Raw genomic sequence first — 18,800 nt, forward strand, 5'->3', positions numbered from 1 at the left:
GATCCGGATTTGGGGTGCGGCATGCTGTCCACATGCCAATCGTGGCAGAGTCTGGGCAGGCCGAGGGGATTCTGGGGGGCAAGGCCCATGCTGCACCCGCTTCCAGACCCCGGTTAACCTGCCTCGCGGTAGCTCTCGGCCGTAGTCAGGTCCACCGACACCAGCTGGCTGACGCCGCGCTCGGCCATGGTGACGCCGAACAGGCGATCCACCCGGCTCATGGTGATCGGATTGTGGGTGATGACCATGAAGCGCGTATTGGTGCGCTGGCGCATCGAGTCGAGCAGATTGCAGAAACGTTCGACATTGGCGTCGTCGAGTGGCGCATCCACCTCGTCGAGCACGCAAATAGGGGCGGGGTTGGTGAGAAACACCGCAAAGATCAGGCTCATCGCCGTCAGTGCCTGTTCGCCGCCCGAGAGCAGAGTCATGGTCTGCGGCTTCTTGCCGGGGGGACGGGCGATGATTTCGAGCCCGGCTTCCAGCGGATCATCGCTTTCGACAAAGGTCAGCTCCGCCGTGCCGCCGCCGAACAGCGTGGTGAAGAGCTCCTGGAAATGCGCATTGACCTTGCCGAAGGCCTCGTTGAGGCGGGCGCGACCCTCGCGGTTGAGTGCGGCAATGCCGCCGCGCAGCTTGGCGATTGCTTCGATGATGTCGTCGCGGTCGCGCACCATCGTGTCGAGCTTTTCCTGAACCTCCGTGGCTTCCTTTTCGGCCGAAAGGTTGACCCCGCCCAGGCGCTCGCGCTCGGATTTGAGGCGCTCCACCTTCTGCTCGATAGTATGCTCCGCGGGCAGGGCCTCTTCCGGGCGAATGCCCGACGCTTCCAGCGTCTTGCTCGCGGGGATGCCGAGCGACTCCTCGGTCTGGCGTTCGATCTGCTGGCGCTGGGCGAGGGCGCCTTTGAGCCGTTCCTCGATGCGCGTCAGCTCGATGCGCACGCCGTTGAGCGCGTCGCCCGCGGCCTTGAGCGCCCGGTCGGCCTCGCGCCAGGCGGTCTGGGCGGCGTTGAGCCGGTCGCCCGAGGCCTGGTGGTCGGCCTTGGCGACCTCGATCTGATCGTCGAGCTGCGCCTTGCGGCTGGCAAAGCCATCGGGCGCGTCTACTAGAGAGGTGAGCTGGCCCTGCACCTCGTCCATGCGTTGGTCCAGCGTCGACAACTGTCCCTGTGCGCCGTCGCGGCGACGCAGCCAGCTGGCGCTGTCGCGATTAAGCTGGTCGAGCCGGGCGGCGCGCATGCGGGCCGCCGATTCCACCGTGCCCAGCTTGAGCCGCGCCTGGTCGGCCCGGTCGCGCAGGGCCAGAAGGCGCTGTTGCGCTGCGGTGGCAGCGCCTGCCAGTTCCGTTTCGTCCTCGATTCCGGCGAGCCGGCCGCTCGCCTCGCCCAGCGCGGCATCGGCTTCCACCAGGCTGGCCGCGAGTCGGGTCCGGGCGTCGTCAAGGGTCGACCGGCGGGTCGCCAGGTCGCCCATGGCGCGCTGCGCCTTGTCGAGTTCAGCCTGCGCCGCGCCGATGGCGTGCTGCGCCTTGCGCCAGTCGTCGCGCGTCGCCCGCTCGCTCTGGCGGGCACTGTCCAAGGCCGCCGCAAGCGCCTCGACATCGCGCTTCCAAGCATTGCGCTCACCCTTGGCGCGGAGGATTTCCTCGTCCAGTTCAGCGAGGCGGTTGCGTTGCGCGAGGCGTTGCGCAGCGGCACTGGGTGCGTCGGCTGCAGCGACGAAACCATCCCAGCGCCAGAGCGCGCCCTCCATTGTCACCAGTCGCTGGCCGGGCTTAAGGGCCTTCATCAGCGCTGGCCCATCCACCGCATCCACGAGGCCGATCTGGTCGAGGCGGCGCTTGAGCAATTCCGTGCCGGTGACGTGGCGGCTGAGCGGTTCGGCCGCCTGTGGCAGGGCCGGATCGTCGTAGCCGTCGATGGCGATGGACCAGTGCATCGGCGCACCCGCATCCGAGGAGGCCTCGAGATCGTCGCCAAGCGCCGCGCCGAGCGCGGTTTCATAGCCGGGCTCGACCTGCAGTTCGTCCACCACCGATGGCCAGAGGCTGGCGCCGGTATTGAGCATCTTCCCCAGCGTCGAGGCTTCCGCCTCAAGGCGGGTCACGAGGGCGTCGAGCTCGCTGAGGCGCGGCCGCGCTGCGTCGAGCTTTTCCTGCGCCTGTCGTGCAGCCTCCTCGGCGCCAAGGGCGGTACTTTCCGCGGCTGACGTGGCTGATTGCGCGGCCTCGAGCGCGGCTCTGCGCGCGGACAGCGTTTCGTCGGCGTCCAGTCTTGCCATGACGCTGGCGCGCTCGGCCTCCACATCGGCCAGTTGCCCTGCAAGGCGCGTACGGCGGCTTCGCGCATCGCCCAGGTTCCGCTCGGCCTCGCTGCGCTGGGCGCGCATTTCGGCTAGAGATTGTGCGGCCTTTCGGGCGGCATCGTCGGCTTCTGCAGCGGCGGCGCGGGCAGTCTCTGCCTCGATGCGGGCGGCGTTGAAATCGGCCTGTGCAGCCTGCTGTTCGGCGCCGAGCTGCGCCTGTTCCGCGCCATAGGCCGCAAGAGTGGCTTCGGCTTCGGCCACGAGGTCACGCTCTCGTGTGCCGTCGGCGGCGATCTGGCGCAGCCGGTCCTCGAGTTCGGCGCGGCGCTGGCTCATCCTCCTGGCTTCGTCGGCCAGCTGCTCGGACAGGATCGTGTAGCGCTGCAACACCGCCCCGGTCACGGCCTCGCGCTCGCGCAAGGGGGTTAGCGCCGCTTCGGCCGTGGCGAGAGTTTTCTGCGCCGCAAGTTCGGCATGGGTGGCATCGGCGAGCTGACGGATCAGCACCGCCTGCGCCGCCTCGGTTTCCTTCTCGGCTACGCGCGCGGCTACCCAGCGGATGTGATAGAGCGTCGCCTCGGCGCGCCTGATGTCGCCCGAGAGCCCGCGATAACGGGTGGCGAGACGGGCCTGGCGCTTAAGGGTTTCGAGCTGCGTCTCGACCTGGGCGATGACATCGTCAACGCGTTCGAGATTCGCCTCGGCCGCCCGCAGCCTGAGCTCGGCCTCGTGGCGGCGGGAATGGAGGCCGGAAATGCCGGCCGCCTCTTCGAGCAGCGCCCGGCGTGCGGTGGGCTTGGCGGCAATCAGCTCGCCGATCTGCCCCTGCCGCACCATGGCGGGCGAATGGGCGCCGGTCGAGGCATCGGCAAACAGCAGCAGCACGTCGCGGGCGCGCACTTCCTTGCCGTTGACGCGATAGACCGACCCTGCCTCGCGCTCGATGCGGCGGGTGACTTCGAGCACATCTGCAGTGTTGAGCGCCGCCGGGGCCGTGCGGTCGGAATTGTCGAGGACGAGGGTGACTTCGGCAGTGTTGCGCGCGGGGCGATTGCCGGAGCCCGAAAAGATAACGTCATCCATGCCCGAGGCGCGCATGGCCTTGTACGAGCTTTCGCCCATGACCCAGCGCATGGCCTCGACAAGATTGGACTTGCCACAGCCATTGGGCCCGACAATGCCGGTCAGCCCCGGCTCCATGTGGAGCACGGTCTCATCGCTGAACGATTTGAAGCCATGGAGCTTGAGGCGTGAGAACTTCATGGGCGTCCGTCCTCCCTTCTCCCCTTGTGGGAGAAGGTGGCGCGCAGCGCCGGATGAGGGGAGCGGGGTATCAAGAAGTACCCCTCACCCGCCCCGGCACCCTCTCCCACAAGGGGAGAGGGGAAGAAGTTCGCGCCCCTACTGTGCAGGGGCGACTTCGTTTGCGGGAGCCATGGTGTTTGCGGGAGCCATGGTGTTGGCAGGCGCCATCGAGTCTGCCGGAGCCATGGTGTTTGCTGGAGCCATCGTGTCGACCGGGGTCGTGGCGTTGTTTGCCGGAGCGGTCGTTTCGGCGGCCGGGGCAGCAGGTGTTGTTGCAGCCGGCGCTTCGGCAGGGGCTTCAGTAGGCACGAAATCGGCAGGCACGAGCGGATCGATGACAGCGGCCAGCTGCTCGATATCATACCCGGTGGTGACCTTGTTGCCGTTGACAAAGAAGCTCGGCGTCCCGGTGACATCAAACTCGTCCATGGCCTGGGTGCGCATGGCTTCCATACCCGCGAGCAGCTCCTGATTCGTCAAGGCGGCGTCGAAGGTTTCCTGGGTAAAGCCGAGCTGCTGGGCAATGCGGAAGATTTCCGTGGCCGGCGCGGCCATCCAGGCATTCTGGGTTGCAAAATAGGTGGAGAGTACTTCTTCGTAGCGGTCGGCACCGGCAGCTTCCGCCAGCATGAACACCGCAGCGTCCACCTCATTGCGCAGGAAGGGGCGTACGATGAACTTGACCTTGCCGGTGTCGATATACTGGCTCTTGAGCTGCGGATAGGTCGTGTTGTGGAAGGACGCACAATGCGGGCAGGTGGGCGAAGCATATTCGATGACGGTGACCGGCGCGTCGGCGCTGCCTTCCACCTTGTCGGCAATGTCGCCGGCCGGAGTCATGATCGGTTGGGCCGCCACGGCATCGACGCCGGAATTGGATCCTGAATTCAGGAAGTAGTAGGCGCCACCAGCCACGGCAGCGACTGCGACTGCGGATCCGGCGATGATAAAGGTGCGGCGGTTGGTCATTTTGTCTCCTGGACGCTTTGCGAGCGGACACTACACAGGAAGTTGTGGCGGGCAAGTGCCCTTGTAGTTCACTTGGGGGTGAACGAACTATTTCGTCTTTTCGGACGATCTGCGCGAGAGCGCCAGCCCGAGGGCCTGCAACGCTTCCCGCAGATCATCATGTTCGACCGTTTCGGTCGCCTTGCCGACCTTTGCGATGTCGCTCTGGCTCGGTTGACGGGGCTTTTGCGCCCGTTGGCCTGAACCTGGTGTGAACGGTTCTGCCGACAGACGGACATCATTGACCAGAATATAGCCGAAATAGCGGTTGACCGCCGTGGCAATGGCCGGGGCCTCGTGCTGGGCAAACAGCGCCTGTCCCGGCGCACAGCGCAGGTAAAGCGTGGCCCCTTCCGCACTGCGCTCGCCTCGCGGCCAGGTCAGCTTGTCGGGCAGGGTGGTTTCGTCGAAAGGCTTCGGGGCAATCAGCCGCCAATGGGCAATAATGTCCCGACCCGCAAAGCCCCGCTTCTTCAGCACCGGATCAAGCGCACCGCTCAACGCGTCAGCCACGCTGAGCGTCCTGTTGCGGCGTTTCGGTTCGGGCAGGTCATCCTTCGACATTGATGTGGAGTACTCCTGGCTTCGACGGTGGGCAAGGGGTGGTGCTCTAGGCATCCCTCAGCTCCATCACGATGCCGTCCTCGGGCCTGACCCGAGGACCTCTCTCCAGGGCAGCGAACCTTGCGATTGGCCCTCGGGTCAAGCCCGAGGGCGACGCGGTGGGTTGGGCCGGAGCGCGCATGTGCATCGTCATTGCGCGGCTTGACCGGTCCATCCCTGGACCACCGGGTCAAGCCGGGTGGTGACGAAGGAGAGGATGAGACTTGTTCCTGGCGGGAAGAAGACGCTATCCCTCGCCCATGCCCCTCGACTTTCCGCACCCCATCGATTCAACTGCCGTGCTGGCCTGGTACGACCGGCACGCGCGCGACCTGCCCTGGCGGGTCCCGCCAGCGGGCCGGCGCGCGGGAGAAAGACCCGATCCCTACCGTGTCTGGCTCAGCGAAGTGATGCTGCAGCAGACGACGGTCGCCGCGGTGAAATCGTATTTCATTCGCTTCACCAGCCTCTGGCCCAAGGTCGAGGACCTGGCCGCTGCGCCGCTGGATTCGGTGCTGCGCGAATGGGCCGGCCTCGGTTACTACGCCAGGGCACGCAATCTCCATGCCTGCGCCCAGGCGGTGGTGCGCGACCATGGCGGCGTGTTCCCCGATACATCAGCCGGCCTGCAAAGCCTGCCGGGCATTGGCGCCTATACCAGCGCCGCCATAGCGGCGATCTGCTTTGACGAGCGCGTGGCTGTGCTCGACGGCAATCTCGACCGGGTTCTCGCGCGTTACTATGCGCTCGGCGTGCCGGTGCGCGAGGCCAAGGACGAATTGCGCGGTGCCCTGCAACTGGCCGTCCCCGAAAGAGCCGGGGATTTCGCCCAGGCCATGATGGATCTGGGCGCGACCATCTGCGCGCCGCGCGCCGCCATGTGCCTTGTCTGTCCGCTAAGCGATGGCTGCGAGGCAAGGGTAGAGGGCGCGCCGACGCGTTATCCCGTAAAGCCCGTCAAGGCCGAGCGCCCGGTGCGGCGGGGCCATGCCTTCGTGATGCGCGATGCGTCAGGCGACGTCTACCTGCAGACGAGGCCTGCCAAGGGACTGCTGGCAGGGATGACCGAGGTGCCGACCTCGGACTGGACCGCTGACCTGGCCGACGTGGCGTTCCCCATCCAGGCAGACTGGCGACGCCACGGACAGGTCGTCCATATCTTCACCCATTTCCGGCTGGAGCTGGACGTCTGGTCAGCCGTGGTCGCGCCTGATGGTCTCGATGCTGGCTGGTGGTCGCCCCCGGCAGCACTCGCGGGAGAGGCCTTGCCGACCTTGTTCCGCAAGGTCCTGGCCGAGGCGGGTCTGGGCTAGAACAGGATGGCCATCGTCAGGACGTCGTCATAGGTACCGTTCCGCAACAGTGCCTTTTGGCGCCGGCCTTCATGGACAAAGCCGGATTTCTCGTAGAGCGCGATGGCGGCCGCGTTGGAGGCGTAGACATCCAAGTCTACCCGCTCGAACCGGCCGCGCGCCGCATTGAGAGTTGCCGCCAGTAGCTGGCTGCCGATGCCCTGGCCGCGATGGCTGGCGAGGAGGCCCATGCCCAGCCCGCCACAATGTTCCGAGCCGGCTTCGCTGCTCCGGCAGATATCGCACCAGCCGACGAGGCGCTCGCCGTCGAGTGCCACGAACTGCGGGTTGCCGGTCTCGATATTGGCGGTGATGAAGCTTGCCGAACTCTCCAGCGGCGGTGCGCTGGTGAGCCTGAGGAAACGGCGCTCCCGCGCGACGGCATCGAGCGCAGCGTGAAATCCCGGGGCGTCGGCAACGGTGATGGGGCGGATGGTAATGGCCATGGCATTTTCGGTAGCGGGCGGCGGACCGCGATGCAATGGCAAACAAAAAGGCCGCCGGGCGAACCGGCGGCCAGTGGTAGGGCCTGAGTGATTGGAGGTCAGGATCAGGCGGAAAGCACGTCTAGTTTTTCGCGAATGCTGGCCCTCAAAGTATCAATGGGCTCAGCAATGCCGCGATAATCGTGGTGCCAGAAGGTCCACCCGTTGCATGACTCGGCTCCTTGAACGAGGGCGCCGACCTTGTGGATCGACCCCTGGTGTGGACCCGAGACGAGCGAGCCGTCTGCACGAACCATGGCTGAATAACGTCGTCCTGCATCGAAAAGTTGCGCGCCGACGTCGATAAGACCCTGCTCGACCAGCGAGCCGAATGGGATGCGGACTTCCTTGCGCTTGGGCGTCACCGATTGCAGCGCTTCGAACACGCCGGGGCGGATCGTGGCGATGCGCTGGCGGGCGCCGGCAATGTAGTCGGCCTCGCGCTCGATGCCGATAAAGTGCCGCCCTAGCTTGCGGGCGACCGCGCCGGTCGTGCCGGTGCCGAAAAACGGGTCGAGCACGATGTCGCCCGGCTTGGTGGTCGCATTGAGAATGCGGAAGAGCAGCGCCTCGGGCTTCTGCGTGGGATGGAGCTTGTTTTCATCCTCGCCCTTCAGGCGCTCCGCGCCCGTGCAGATAGGAAACAGCCAGTCGCTGCGCATCTGCGTGTCGTCATTGGCCAGTTTCATGGCTTCATAGTTGAAGGTAACGCGGCTCTTCTGGCTCTTGGCGGCCCAGATCAGCGTTTCATGCGCATTGGTGAACCGCGTACCGCGAAAGTTCGGCATCGGATTGGCCTTGCGCCAGATCACGTCGTTGAGCATCCAGAAGCCCAGGTCCTGGAGCGCGGTGCCGACGCGGAAAATGTTGTGATAGGAGCCGATGACCCACATGGCGCCATCGGGCTTGAGCAGACGACGCGCCGCCGTCATCCACGCCTTGGTAAAGGCGTCGTAATGGGCAAAGCTGTCGAACTTGTCCCAATCGTCATCGACCGCATCGACCTTGGATTGGTCGGGGCGGGTGAGACCCTGTTCCAGCTGCAGATTGTATGGAGGATCTGCGAAAATAAGATCGACGGAGCCGGCCGGCAGACTATTCATGTGCTCGATGCAATCGCCCACAAGGATAGTATCGATCGGAAGGCGTGTGCCCTCCCTTTCCGCATCGGCCTTGCGGGCCGTACGCGCGGTACGCAACATGCTCTTAACCCTAACGCAGTACTAACAATCCCGTTATAGAGGGGCGAGGTTAATGGAGCGTTCTTAAGGGGTTAGCGAGGAGTTAACTGGCGATTTCCACTGTCGTACGACGCACCAGCAGAGCCGCTACCGGGGCGAAGTCCTCGCGGTGGTGGCGGCAGGGACCATGCAAATCCAGCGCCGCCAGATGCGCCGCCGTGCCATAGCCCTTGTGGCCTGAAAAGCCGAAATGCGGGGCGTCGCAGTCCATGATAGCGCACATGCGGTCGCGCATTACTTTCGCCACGATCGAGGCGGCCGCGATGGACACGCTGCGCCCGTCCCCACCGATTAGGGCAAGGCCCGGGCAGGGCAGGCCGGGGGGCACGTCGCGGCCATCCACCAGCACCCGATCTACGGCGCGGGGCAAGGCGCGCACGGCGCGGGCCATGGCGGCAAGCGTGGCGCCACGAATATTGAGGGTGAGAATGTCGCTCGGCGGCGCCGACACCACCGCAACCTCCGCGCTCGCCATGATCTGCTCGAACAGGGCGTCGCGCTTTTCGGCGCTGAGCTTCTTGGAATCGTTGAGCCCTTCGGGGATGCGATCCGGGTCGAGGCGCACGGCGGCCACCACAACCGGCCCGGCCAGCGGGCCGCGTCCGGCCTCGTCGACGCCGGCCACCAGCCGCGCGCCACGGGCGATCAGCATGTCCTCGTGGCTATAGTCGGGAAAGCCCGCTTCCCCGGCAAACAGCTCACTGCTGGTCTCGATGGTGATGGTCTTGCGTGCCATCGTCAGCCTTTCCGCGCCAGCGCGGCGGCGAGCGCTGCCCTGTCGGCGACGAAGAGGTGGTGGCCGATGCGGTTGGTCTCGCCCACGAAATCGCGCAGCGCCTTGCTGCCCTCGCTGTGGCGCGAAATATCGCCGACAATGGCAAGCCGCATCTGGTAATTCTGCAGCTTCTGGAAAAAGTGCCCCGCTTCCTTGGTCGAGAGGTCGAAGAAACTCGGCGCGAACCGGGTCGCCGGCACGGCGATCAGTGCTGTCTCGGTGCCATAGGTTTCACCGAGCAGGTCGAGCGCGTCCTGTTCGGTTTTCAGCTCAGGCCCTTCTGCGGCAACAAAAAACACGATCGTGTCATTGAACGGTTCGGTGCTCATGCCAATCTCATTTTCACGGCGCTCTTGCTGCTGCCGGTGCTGGCGGCGACATCGGGTGGCCACTTTTCGCACCGACAGTCTTGCTGATACAAGAGTCTGGCCGGGGGGCAAAGGCGAGAGAGACTTTGATGCGCAAAGCGTGCGGCCTTGTTGCATTGGTGCTGCTATCGGCACCGGTGTCGGCGGAACCCTTCCACCATCCCTTTGGCGAGTGGCGCGAATATCATCGCGACTGGCTCGCTGCCTGCCCTGACAACATTGTCGAGGGCTCGCCCGATTTCTACGGCTATTCCTGCTTTGCCTCGACGGGCAGCCAGGAAGTCAATGGCGCCAACCTGCCGGCCTACAAGCTGACCCTCATCCGCAACCGGCTCGATGGCGAACTGGACCTGGCCATAACCGTGGCCTCCGACCGGGGAGACTATGATCCGACCCGGCCCATAGTGCTGCAGTTCGGCGGCGAACCCCCGCTGAGTTTGGCCATGGGTACTGACATCGAAACACGCTTCAACACGGTCAACCAGTTCTTCATCGTCGATCGCGATCAGCTCGACGGGCTCCTCGAAACGATGAAACAGCGCAATGCCGTGACCCTTTCGGTGCCGCTGAGCGGGCAGGAACAGCCCGTACAGACATGGCTGTCGCTGCGGGGCGTGCTGGCTTCGCTCGATTTCATGGAAACCTTTGCCCGCAGGGTCGCCCAGTACTGAGCGCCGGCACCCGCTTGACTTGAAATCTGCCCCGGCCAGTATGCTGACGCATTGCGGAGGCCGCCATGAGCTTTGCCAAGTCGTTCCTGCCCTGCCTGGTCGCGTTCACATTGGCCCTTGCACCATCCGGCGTGGCGCAGGAGCCGCCGGCCGATACCGTGCGCTACAAGTTCGATCCGCCCCTCGGCACCGCCATTGTCCAGTCGGTGGAAACCCGCAACGCCACCATCGCTCTGGGCGGTGAACGGGTCGAGCGCTGGACCCATGATGTGGTGATGACGCTCAACGAAACAGTGGGGGACGGCCAGTTCAGCGGCTCGTTTCAGCTGCGCAATGTGGTCAATGTCGAGAATGCCCAGGACAATGTGTTCTACCTGATCGCCAAGGCGATCGAGGGCGAGACCTATGACCTGGTCATGTATGATTTCGGCCTTGCCGCCGAGGTGGACTGGGCCGCCATCACCGCCCGCATCGGCCGGACACTGCCTGATCTGACCGGGCCGGAAAACGTCGCGGCCGTCGAGGCGGCGCTGCCGGTCTTTGCCGATCCGACCAAGGCTGTGCTGCGCGCCGTGGACACAGTGGGGCTCTCCTACGTCATTCCCTTCCGCGCCGATGGCGAGCTCAACACCATCGAAACCATCGGAGGTCTCACCTATTTTGCGGTGGAGCCTTCCAGCGTCGAAGTGGCCGGAGGCCATGACGCCGAGACCGGCGAATATATCATCGACTGGCTGGTAACAGCCGATGTGGCGGTCGCAACTGCGGCACTGGCCGACCAATTGCGCGGCCTGGCCTATACGGTCGACGCCGCCCTCGGCACCGACAGTTCAGCCACGATCGAGGCCGCCATTGCCGATGGCATCCAGATGGCCGAAGACGGCTATACCATTTACGACTACGAACTGGGACTGCTGCGCGAGTCCACCGTCACGGCGATCATTCATACCGAGCCGGTTACCTATGCGACGCGGATCACCGTCGAACGCCTCGAGCCCTGAGCCTGGGTCCACTTCAACGAGCAGGTCGCAAGGTCCGAAGCAACCTCGCAGGTTTTTCGGTCAAGGCCGAAAGTCTGGCTACAACGACTAGAACAAACTCATCTGCGGACTATCCACCTTTGGCGCCTCGAACAGGTCGGCGCGCAATGGCGGCAGCTTGGCTTCAAGCCCGAGGCGTTCGCGCGCCTTTTCAAAGCGCTGGCGCAGCAGCGTCGCATAGGGACCTTCGCCCACCATGCGCGAGCCGAAGCGCGGGTCATTGTCGCGGCCGCCGCGCGTATCGCGGACCAGCGAGAGCACATGCCGCACCCGGTCCGGGAAATGCCGCAGCAGCCATTCGCGGAACACGTCGCGAACTTCGCCGGGCAGGCGCACGAGGATCATCTGAGCGCTGATCGCCCCCTGCGCCTTGCCGGCATCGAGAATGCGTTCGAGCTCCATGTCGTTGATGGCCGGGATCATCGGCGAGGCGAAGATCGCAGTAGGAATGCCCGCTTCCGAGAGCAAGCGGATGGCCTCGAGCCGGCGGGCCGGCGAGGAGGCGCGCGGCTCCATTTTGCGGCTCAGCTTGTGATCCATCGACGTCACGGAAATGGCCACCTTCACCAGTCCCTGCTTTGCCAGTTCGGTGAGAATGTCGAGATCGCGGGTGATCAGGGCCGACTTGGTGGTGATCATGACAGGATGTCTGGTTTCCAGCATCACCTCGAGAATGCCACGCGTCAGCTTATGCGTGCGCTCGGCTGGCTGATAGGGGTCGGTATTGGTGCCCATGGCAATGGGCTTGGGGCGATAGTTCTTCGCCGCCAGCTCAGCGCGCAGTGCCTCTACCGCATTGGTCTTCACATAGATGTCGCGCTCGAAATCGATCCCCGCCGAGTGGCCGAGGAAAGCGTGGCTCGGGCGCGCAAAGCAGTAGGAACAGCCATGCTCGCAGCCGCGATAGGCGTTGATCGAGCGCTCGAACCCCACATCGGGACTGTCATTTGAGGTGATGATGGTTTTGGCGCGTTCGACATGTTCAACGGTCTCAAAGACCGGCATGGGCTCCACATTGCCCCAGCCGTCATCGAAGCTGTCACGCTGATGCGTTTCGAAGCGTCCCGAGCGGTTGGTCTGCGCACCGCGCCCGCGAATCCGGTCAGGCTGCATCAGCTCGCGGCGCGCCAGATCTGCATCGCGGCTGCGGCTCAGCCGTTCAAGGGCTTCGAAAGAGGGGGCCTGATAGGGGGCCATGGTCCTGTCTCCTGACTCTGCGCAGAAGGGAATCGACATTCCCCAAACGCTCGAACAGGTTATCAGGTTGATGAGAACAGAACAAGAACATGAATTATGGGAAGGGTCCCTGTTGCAACGGATGTCGGCATGGCGCCCATGCATTACAAGACTTTACGCCGGCCTTTCGCGGGCGTAGAGAACCGGGCCCCAAATGGCTCTTTGGCCTTGCCCCAATCGCTGCACGCTTCCGTCCCGGGTCACTGGCGGGGCGCTGCACCAGACTATTTTTCTCTGCTGACACCGACTGTCGCAGAATTTTCGGAAACCCCGTGTCGAAAGTCGACGGTCCTCCCCGTCGCTTGGGCGACACACCGTTCGTGAATGAGGGATTTGAAGATGACAATGGAAGCCACAATGGATGCCGTGCCCCAAAGCGCACCGCACCATCCTGACAACGCCGCCCGCAACCGACTGGTCATCGCGATCCTGCTGGTTTCCACTTTTGTGGTGTTTCTCAACGAAACCATCATGAGCGTGGCCATCCCACATCTGATGGCGGATTTGGGCGTGGCCGCCAGCGCCGCACAATGGCTGACCACGGCCTTCCTTTTGACTATGGCCGTGGTGATCCCGATCACTGGCTTCCTGCTGCAGCGTCTCAACACGCGTCCCATCTACCTCCTGGCCATGTCGATCTTCTCGGCAGGTACCCTGGTCTGCGCGGTGGCGCCTGGCCTGGAACTGCTCATTGTCGGGCGCGTCATCCAGGCTGTCGGCACGGCCATGATGATGCCGCTGCTGATGACCACGGTGATGACGCTGGTGCCCCCGGAGGCGCGCGGCAAGACCATGGGCAACATTTCCATCGTCATGTCGGTGGCCCCGGCCATCGGCCCGACCATTGGCGGGTTCATCCTGGCCAATTTCGACTGGCGCTTCATGTTTTACTTCACCCTGCCCATCGCCATTGGTGCGCTGGTGCTGGGCGCCCTGCGCATCCGCAATGTCTCCAATCCGCGCTATGCCCCGCTCGACTATCTCTCGGTGGTGCTATCGGCGCTGGCCTTTGGCGGCCTGGTTTATGGCTTGTCCAGCTTTGGCGAGAGTTTTGCCCATGCCGGCGAGCCGTCGACCATTCCGCTCTGGGCGCCGATCGCTGCCGGCGTGGTCGCCATGGCCCTCTTCGTCTGGCGCCAGCTGGTGCTGCAGCGCGAAGACAAGGCCCTGCTGGACCTGCGCGTCTTCCAGTCGCGCAACTATACCGTCTCGGTCTCGATGATGCTGATTGCCATGATGGCCCTGTTCGGCACGGTCATCCTGCTGCCGATCTACACCCAGAATGTCGTGGGACTGGACACCCTGCAGACCGGTCTGCTGCTGCTGCCCGGTGGCCTCATCATGGGCCTTCTCGGGCCGGTGGTTGGCCGCCTCTATGACCGGGTCGGCCCGACCGTGCTGGCCGTGCCGGGTGCCATCCTGGTCTCGGCCGTGCTCTGGGCCCTGACCATGGTGGGGCAGGACACCTCGCCCTGGGCGCTGCTGGCGGGCCATGTGGTCCTGAGCGTCGGCCTGGCGCTGATCTTCACGCCGGTCTTCACCTCGTCCATGGGTTCGGTGCGCATGGAGCTCTACTCGCACGCCTCGGCTGTGCTGGGCTCGGTCCAGCAGCTGGCCGGCGCGGCGGGCATTGCCCTGTTCATCGCCCTGATGACCATCCGCACCGCGGCCCTGACGGCCGAAGGCATCGATCCGGTGGAAGCGCTTGCTGGCGGCATCCGCGCAGCTTTCCTCGTCGGCGCCATCATCTCGCTCTTCGCGGTGCTTGCGGCCTTCTTTATCCGCAAGCCCGAAGGCGGCGGCCCCGCTCATGGCGGCGGGCACTGAAACCGTTCATCTGAAAGGTCCAGGAGGGGCGCCGGGAAATCCGGCGCCCTTCCCGTTTTCAGCGTTCGGCGAGCCGGGGCATCAGTTCGACGAAGTTGCAGGGCTTATGCCGGTAGTCGAGCTGGTGGGTCAAAATCCCCTCCCAGGCATCGCGGCAAGCCCCCCGCGAACCGGGCAGGCAGAAGACAAACGTGGTGCCGATCAGCCCCGCCGTGGCCCGCGACTGCAGCGACGAAGTCCCTACAGTTGTTGCGGAATATTGATGGAACAGCACAGAAAAGCCTTCCATCCGCTTGTCGAACAGCGGCTCGATCGCCTCCGGCGTCACGTCGCGGCCCGAAAAGCCGGTGCCGCCGGTGGTCAGGATGACATCCACATTGGGCTCGGCCACATAGGCCTGCACGGCGGCGCGAATAAGCTGGATGTCGTCGCGCACCACCTGCCGCTCAAAGCAACTGTGGCCATCCGCTTCCAGCAGCGATTTGAGCAAGGCGCCACCGGTATCGGTCTCGAGCGTCCTGGTATCGGATATGGCAATGACGGCGATGGACAGCGGCTTGAATGCGCGATCCTCAAACCGGCTTGTCTTGAACATTCTCGTTTGGCTCCAGCGTCTCGATCAGCTCTTCGGGGACAGCACGTTCATGCTGCACCGGAACTTCGTCGGCATCACTATCAGCGCGCGGGTCGAGAACAAAGGTCTCCGGCGTGACCTGCTTGTCGCTCATGGGCTGGAAAGGAGTACGACCGGCAACATCGACGCTCTTGCGGACGCGCATGCGCAGATAGGCGGCGCCGGCCAGCGCGCCGTGGAACGTGGCGGTCACCAGGAAAAGGCCCACAGGGTGCCACGCACCCATGATGACAGAGGCCAGGGCCGGGCCGATAGCGAGACCGACGCCCAGAATAAGCAGCATGCCGCCGGCGATCTTGGCGAAATCCCCATCGCGGGCGAAGTCGTTGGCATGGGCCACGGCCACCGCATAGATGGGGTTGGCGGCAAAGCCATAAGCGGCAAAGAGCACGTACATGCCCCAGCCGGCCGAGGGATTGATGATGGCGGTGAGGGCACCCACAACGGCCGCAAAGCCGGACAGGCCGATCAGCACAAGTCGACGGTCGATTCGGTCCGAAAGTCGGCCAAAGGGCACCTGGGCAATGGCGCCAAGAATGGCGGCTACGGCGAACAACAGGGCAATGCCGCCGGCATCCAGTCCCTGCTCATAGCCGTAGACCGGCGCCAGGGTGCCGAAGGCGCCATTGGCCATGCCACAGGAAAAGGCCGCGATAACTGCGACGGGCGACGTCTTGTAGAGCAGCTTGAGGTCGAGCCTTGCCGATTGTAGCGGTCGCGGCTGCGGGCTCGATGTGAGGGCGGTGGGCAGCACCGCGCAGATGAAGCTGATGGCGCCGATCACGAAGGGTACGTAGCCAGCCGTGCCGGTGATCGACATGGCGATTTGGCCCAGCGTCGAAGCGGCCATGTTGATGGTCACGTAGATCGAGAAGATCGTGCCTCGGCTCTTGTTGTCGGCGACTTCATTGAGCCAGCTTTCCACGATCATCGCCGCGCCGGCAAAGCAGAAGCCTGAAAGCGCGCGCAGCACGATCCAGCTGACATCGTTGATCCAGAGCAGGTTCAGGAGGATGGTGATGGTGCCGATGGCCGCCATGACCGAAAAGGCGCGGATATGACCGGCTTTGCGCACGATCAGCGGCACGAATAGCGATCCGGCAACAAAGCCCACGGACCAGCCAGTGCCGATAAGACCCAGCGCAAGGAGGGAAAAATTCTCCTCCGCGCCGCGCACCGAGAGCAGCAGCCCCTGCAGGCCACCTCCAAACATCAGGAGGGCGGAGCCCAGGAAAAGGGCATAGATCTTGATGACGGAAGCCATGGTGCTATCGGCCTTCGTTAGGGGTCGAAACGTTGCAAATCACTCCGCACGACCATAGCGCTTGGCTTCGCGCAGGCCAGCCCCGATTTTGGCGTCAGGGCAGGCCCAGCTCGTTCATCCGGCTCTTGAAACTCAGAAGATCCCGCCAAGCTTGCTGTTTGGCCGGCGGATTGCGGAGCAGATAGGCTGGGTGCAGCGTGGGCAGGGCCGCAACGCTGTGGCTCCCAATGGACACGTCCTGCCAGCGACCGCGCATCTTGATGATGCCGTTGGTGGTCTTGAACACGGTCTGCATGGCGGGGCCGCCAAGCGTGAGGATCAATCTGGGCGCCACCAGTTCGACCTGCCGGTTCAGGAATGGCAGGCAAAGTTCCATTTCTTCGGGTGTCGGCGTGCGATTGCCGGGCGGACGCCAGGGTACGGTGTTGACAATATACACCGAGTTCCGGTCGAGCCCGATGGCGCCAAGCATGCGGTCGAGCAACTGCCCCGAACGCCCCACGAACGGCTTGCCCTGCTGGTCCTCTTCAGCTCCCGGCGCCTCGCCGATAAGCATGATCCTGGCCTCAGGATTGCCGTCGGCGAACACCAGCTGCGTGGCGCGGAATTTCAGGCCGCAGCCGTCATAGGCCTCGAGGATTGTCCGCAACTGGTCGAGGGACTGGGCGGTGGCGGCCAGTTGCCGTGCTTCAGCCGGGTCGCCGCCGATGGGACCGGGTGATTGCGGCGCTGCCGCTGGTGCAATTGACGCTGTCTGCCCCGCAGCGCGCTGGGGTGCAGTCGCGGCAACTGGCGGCTTCTGGGCAAAGCGATCCACCGGTTCATCGACCACGGCCAGATCCACCCCGGCCGCCCGATACCAGTCGAGCACCGAGAGCAGTTCGGCATTGTTGAGCGGGCGATCTTGAGACATCGGCCACGTTATGTCACACCGCGTCGGAGGCGACCAGTCGCCAATCCCTGCGCCTTCGCCCCAAAGGTAGATTAACCATGGCAGAAGCCGGCAATCGAGAAACGCTCGCCACCGATGTGCTGATTGTCGGCGCTGGACCATCCGGGCTGGCCGCGGCCATCCGGCTCAAGCAGCGCCATCCCGAGATTGCCGTGACCGTTGTGGAAAAAGCCGCGGAACTGGGCGGTCATATCCTGTCGGGCGCGGTGATGGATCCCGTAGGGCTCGATGCGCTCATTCCGGACTGGCGCCTCAAGGGCGCTCCTGTGGGCCCCAATGTCACCTCGGACACCTACCATTTCCTGACCCGCCGTCACGACGTCGCTTTTCCCCATGCGTTGGTGCCCCCACAGATGCGCACGGACGAGGGCGTCATCGTCAGTCTCGGCGACCTCGTGCGCTGGCTGGGTGAACAGGCCACGGAACTGGGTGTCGATATTTTCCCGATGACGGCGGCCGTGGACGTTTTGCGCAGCGGCGACGGCCCGGTGCGGGGGATCATCACGGGTGATCTCGGCCGCGATGCACAGGGCAATCCCAAGGCCGGTTTCGCCGAAGGCATTGCGCTCGAGGCCAAGTATACGCTGATCGCCGAGGGTGCGCGGGGTTCGCTGGCCAAAACCATCATCGGCGATTTCGACCTGGCCAGGGATGCCGCCCCGCAGAAGTATGGCCTCGGCATAAAGGAAGTGTGGGAGATCCCGGCGGAGCGGCACAGCGAAGGCCGGGTGGATCACTATCTCGGCTTCCCGCTCGACAATGCCACGGGCGGTGGTGGATTTGCCTATCATGCCCAGGATCGGAAGCTCTATCTTGGGCTGGTCGTGCACCTCGACTATGCCGACCCGACCCTCTCGCCGTTTGATGAATTCCAGCGCTTCAAGACCCATCCTTCGGTTGCGCCCCTGCTCGAAGGGGCGACCCGCCTCAGCTATGGCGCACGTGCCATAACGGCCGGTGGCTGGCAGTCCATTCCAGACCTCGCCTTTGCCGGCGGCGGGTTGATCGGCTGCGCGGCAGGTTTCATGAATGCGCCCCGGTTGAAGGCCATCCACAACGCCATCCTCTCCGGTATCGGCGCCGCAGACGCGGTCGGTGACGCCATCGCCGCCGGACGACAGCATGACCGTATCGAGGACCTGGGTCACCACGTGCTCTCGACGGGAATCGAGAAGGAATTGCGCGGCGTTCGCAACCTCAAGCCGCTATGGGCCCGTTTCGGCACCCTGTTCGGGGCTTTCCTGGGCGGTTTCGACATGTGGTGTCAGACCGTTCTGCGCTTTTCGCCCTTTGGCACCCAGACCTGGTCGATCCCGGATTCTGAGAAACTGAAGCCGCGCGCCGATGTTACGCCCCGGCAATATGACCGCCCGAACGGCAAAACGACTATTGATCGCGCCGCCTCGGTGTTCCTGGCAAACCTCGCGCATGACGAGGATCAGCCCGTGCATCTCAGACTAGCCGATCCCGGCGTGCCGGTTCGTGAGAACCTGCCGCGATATGGCGAACCGGCGCCGCTCTATTGCCCGGCCGGAGTTTACGAACTGGCCGAGGAGGGTGGTGAACCAGTCTTCCGTATCCACGCGGCCAACTGCGTGCATTGCAAGACTTGCGACATCAAGGATCCGGCCCGAAATATCACCTGGGTCCCGCCCGAAGGGGGCAGCGGCCCGAACTACAACGGAATGTGACCGGGCCAACCTTGCCGACCTTGCGGCGCAGTCGCAAAACGG

16 protein-coding genes are annotated in these 18,800 nt (G+C 64.3%); 5 read left to right on the forward strand and 11 right to left on the reverse strand.

What is annotated here, in order from left to right; translation table 11 throughout:
• Window positions 1–113: 113 nt before the first annotated feature.
• From MQW79_RS17275 to MQW79_RS17285, 3 genes are all read right to left on the reverse strand, one after another.
• A complete protein-coding gene (locus MQW79_RS17275) occupies window positions 114–3,569 on the reverse strand; it encodes an AAA family ATPase (protein WP_476585710.1) in 3,456 nt (1,151 codons plus the stop codon).
• A gap of 138 nt (window positions 3,570–3,707) precedes the next feature.
• Window positions 3,708–4,580 (reverse strand): DsbA family protein, encoded by an 873-nt coding sequence (locus MQW79_RS17280; RefSeq protein WP_476585711.1) that lies wholly within the window; start codon window positions 4,578–4,580, stop codon window positions 3,708–3,710.
• Between the two features lie 87 nt (window positions 4,581–4,667).
• Window positions 4,668–5,183, reverse strand: a complete 516-nt coding sequence (locus tag MQW79_RS17285) for a DUF721 domain-containing protein (RefSeq protein ID WP_476585712.1) — start codon at window positions 5,181–5,183, stop codon at window positions 4,668–4,670.
• Window positions 5,184–5,482: 299 nt separating this feature from the next.
• On the opposite strand from MQW79_RS17285, the gene MQW79_RS17290 reads away from it, so the two are divergent.
• Entirely contained in the window at window positions 5,483–6,535 is a 1,053-nt protein-coding gene (locus MQW79_RS17290; protein ID WP_476585713.1) for an A/G-specific adenine glycosylase, read from the forward strand.
• Here MQW79_RS17290 and MQW79_RS17295 read toward each other — a convergent pair.
• From MQW79_RS17295 to MQW79_RS17310, 4 genes are all read right to left on the reverse strand, one after another.
• The gene (locus MQW79_RS17295; protein ID WP_476585714.1) at window positions 6,532–7,020 is read right to left on the reverse strand and encodes an N-acetyltransferase family protein; all 489 of its coding nucleotides are present in this window, start codon (window positions 7,018–7,020) and stop codon (window positions 6,532–6,534) included. The genes MQW79_RS17290 and MQW79_RS17295 overlap by 4 nt on opposite strands.
• 104 nt (window positions 7,021–7,124) lie before the next feature.
• Entirely contained in the window at window positions 7,125–8,261 is a 1,137-nt protein-coding gene (locus MQW79_RS17300) for a DNA methyltransferase (RefSeq protein WP_476585715.1), read from the reverse strand.
• A gap of 82 nt (window positions 8,262–8,343) precedes the next feature.
• Window positions 8,344–9,036 carry a ribonuclease HII gene (locus MQW79_RS17305; protein ID WP_476585716.1) on the reverse strand — a complete coding sequence of 231 codons (693 nt, stop codon included), beginning with the start codon at window positions 9,034–9,036 and terminating at the stop codon, window positions 8,344–8,346.
• Between the two features lie 2 nt (window positions 9,037–9,038).
• The gene (locus MQW79_RS17310; RefSeq protein ID WP_476585717.1) at window positions 9,039–9,404 is read right to left on the reverse strand and encodes a DUF4180 domain-containing protein; all 366 of its coding nucleotides are present in this window, start codon (window positions 9,402–9,404) and stop codon (window positions 9,039–9,041) included.
• 128 nt (window positions 9,405–9,532) lie between these two features.
• Between MQW79_RS17310 and MQW79_RS17315 the strand changes: the two genes are divergently transcribed.
• Window positions 9,533–10,114: a hypothetical protein gene (locus MQW79_RS17315; protein WP_476585718.1), complete on the forward strand. Its 582-nt coding sequence runs from the start codon at window positions 9,533–9,535 to the stop codon at window positions 10,112–10,114.
• 65 nt (window positions 10,115–10,179) lie between these two features.
• Complete coding sequence (locus MQW79_RS17320) at window positions 10,180–11,115, forward strand: hypothetical protein (protein WP_476585720.1); 936 nt, start codon at window positions 10,180–10,182, stop codon at window positions 11,113–11,115.
• A gap of 87 nt (window positions 11,116–11,202) precedes the next feature.
• On the opposite strand, the gene MQW79_RS17325 is transcribed toward MQW79_RS17320, so the two are convergent.
• Entirely contained in the window at window positions 11,203–12,351 is a 1,149-nt protein-coding gene (locus MQW79_RS17325) for a PA0069 family radical SAM protein (RefSeq protein ID WP_476585722.1), read from the reverse strand.
• 384 nt (window positions 12,352–12,735) lie between these two features.
• Between MQW79_RS17325 and MQW79_RS17330 the strand changes: the two genes are divergently transcribed.
• Entirely contained in the window at window positions 12,736–14,217 is a 1,482-nt protein-coding gene (locus tag MQW79_RS17330) for an MDR family MFS transporter (RefSeq protein WP_476585723.1), read from the forward strand.
• A 58-nt stretch (window positions 14,218–14,275) separates the two neighbouring features.
• On the opposite strand, the gene moaB is transcribed toward MQW79_RS17330, so the two are convergent.
• From moaB to MQW79_RS17345, 3 genes are all read right to left on the reverse strand, one after another.
• On the reverse strand, window positions 14,276–14,812 hold the full coding sequence (gene moaB, locus MQW79_RS17335) for a molybdenum cofactor biosynthesis protein B (protein WP_476585724.1): 537 nt from the start codon (window positions 14,810–14,812) through the stop codon (window positions 14,276–14,278).
• Window positions 14,790–16,115 (reverse strand): MFS transporter, encoded by a 1,326-nt coding sequence (locus MQW79_RS17340; RefSeq protein WP_476585726.1) that lies wholly within the window; start codon window positions 16,113–16,115, stop codon window positions 14,790–14,792. Before MQW79_RS17340 ends, moaB begins: the two co-directional genes overlap by 23 nt.
• Window positions 16,116–16,209: 94 nt before the next feature.
• Window positions 16,210–17,028, reverse strand: a complete 819-nt coding sequence (locus MQW79_RS17345) for a uracil-DNA glycosylase (protein ID WP_476585727.1) — start codon at window positions 17,026–17,028, stop codon at window positions 16,210–16,212.
• 77 nt (window positions 17,029–17,105) lie between these two features.
• Between MQW79_RS17345 and MQW79_RS17350 the strand changes: the two genes are divergently transcribed.
• Window positions 17,106–18,758, forward strand: coding sequence for an electron transfer flavoprotein-ubiquinone oxidoreductase (locus tag MQW79_RS17350; protein ID WP_476585728.1), 1,653 nt, complete (start codon window positions 17,106–17,108; stop codon window positions 18,756–18,758).
• The last annotated feature ends 42 nt before the right edge of the window (window positions 18,759–18,800 follow it).

It is taken from the genome of Devosia sp. Micro-HW1, from assembly GCF_056341075.1.

Coding starts and splice junctions, on each gene's coding strand:
- MQW79_RS17325 (WP_476585722.1), bottom strand. CDS start 12,351: ATGGCCCCCTATCAGGCCCCCTCTTTCGAAGCCCTTGAACGGCTGAGC.
- MQW79_RS17320 (WP_476585720.1), top strand. CDS start 10,180: ATGAGCTTTGCCAAGTCGTTCCTGCCCTGCCTGGTCGCGTTCACATTG.
- MQW79_RS17345 (WP_476585727.1), bottom strand. CDS start 17,028: ATGTCTCAAGATCGCCCGCTCAACAATGCCGAACTGCTCTCGGTGCTC.
- MQW79_RS17350 (WP_476585728.1), top strand. CDS start 17,106: ATGGCAGAAGCCGGCAATCGAGAAACGCTCGCCACCGATGTGCTGATT.
- MQW79_RS17295 (WP_476585714.1), bottom strand. CDS start 7,020: ATGGCCATTACCATCCGCCCCATCACCGTTGCCGACGCCCCGGGATTT.
- MQW79_RS17340 (WP_476585726.1), bottom strand. CDS start 16,115: ATGGCTTCCGTCATCAAGATCTATGCCCTTTTCCTGGGCTCCGCCCTC.
- MQW79_RS17290 (WP_476585713.1), top strand. CDS start 5,483: ATGCCCCTCGACTTTCCGCACCCCATCGATTCAACTGCCGTGCTGGCC.
- MQW79_RS17305 (WP_476585716.1), bottom strand. CDS start 9,036: ATGGCACGCAAGACCATCACCATCGAGACCAGCAGTGAGCTGTTTGCC.
- moaB (WP_476585724.1), bottom strand. CDS start 14,812: ATGTTCAAGACAAGCCGGTTTGAGGATCGCGCATTCAAGCCGCTGTCC.
- MQW79_RS17285 (WP_476585712.1), bottom strand. CDS start 5,183: ATGTCGAAGGATGACCTGCCCGAACCGAAACGCCGCAACAGGACGCTC.
- MQW79_RS17275 (WP_476585710.1), bottom strand. CDS start 3,569: ATGAAGTTCTCACGCCTCAAGCTCCATGGCTTCAAATCGTTCAGCGAT.
- MQW79_RS17330 (WP_476585723.1), top strand. CDS start 12,736: ATGGAAGCCACAATGGATGCCGTGCCCCAAAGCGCACCGCACCATCCT.
- MQW79_RS17315 (WP_476585718.1), top strand. CDS start 9,533: ATGCGCAAAGCGTGCGGCCTTGTTGCATTGGTGCTGCTATCGGCACCG.
- MQW79_RS17300 (WP_476585715.1), bottom strand. CDS start 8,261: ATGTTGCGTACCGCGCGTACGGCCCGCAAGGCCGATGCGGAAAGGGAG.
- MQW79_RS17280 (WP_476585711.1), bottom strand. CDS start 4,580: ATGACCAACCGCCGCACCTTTATCATCGCCGGATCCGCAGTCGCAGTC.
- MQW79_RS17310 (WP_476585717.1), bottom strand. CDS start 9,404: ATGAGCACCGAACCGTTCAATGACACGATCGTGTTTTTTGTTGCCGCA.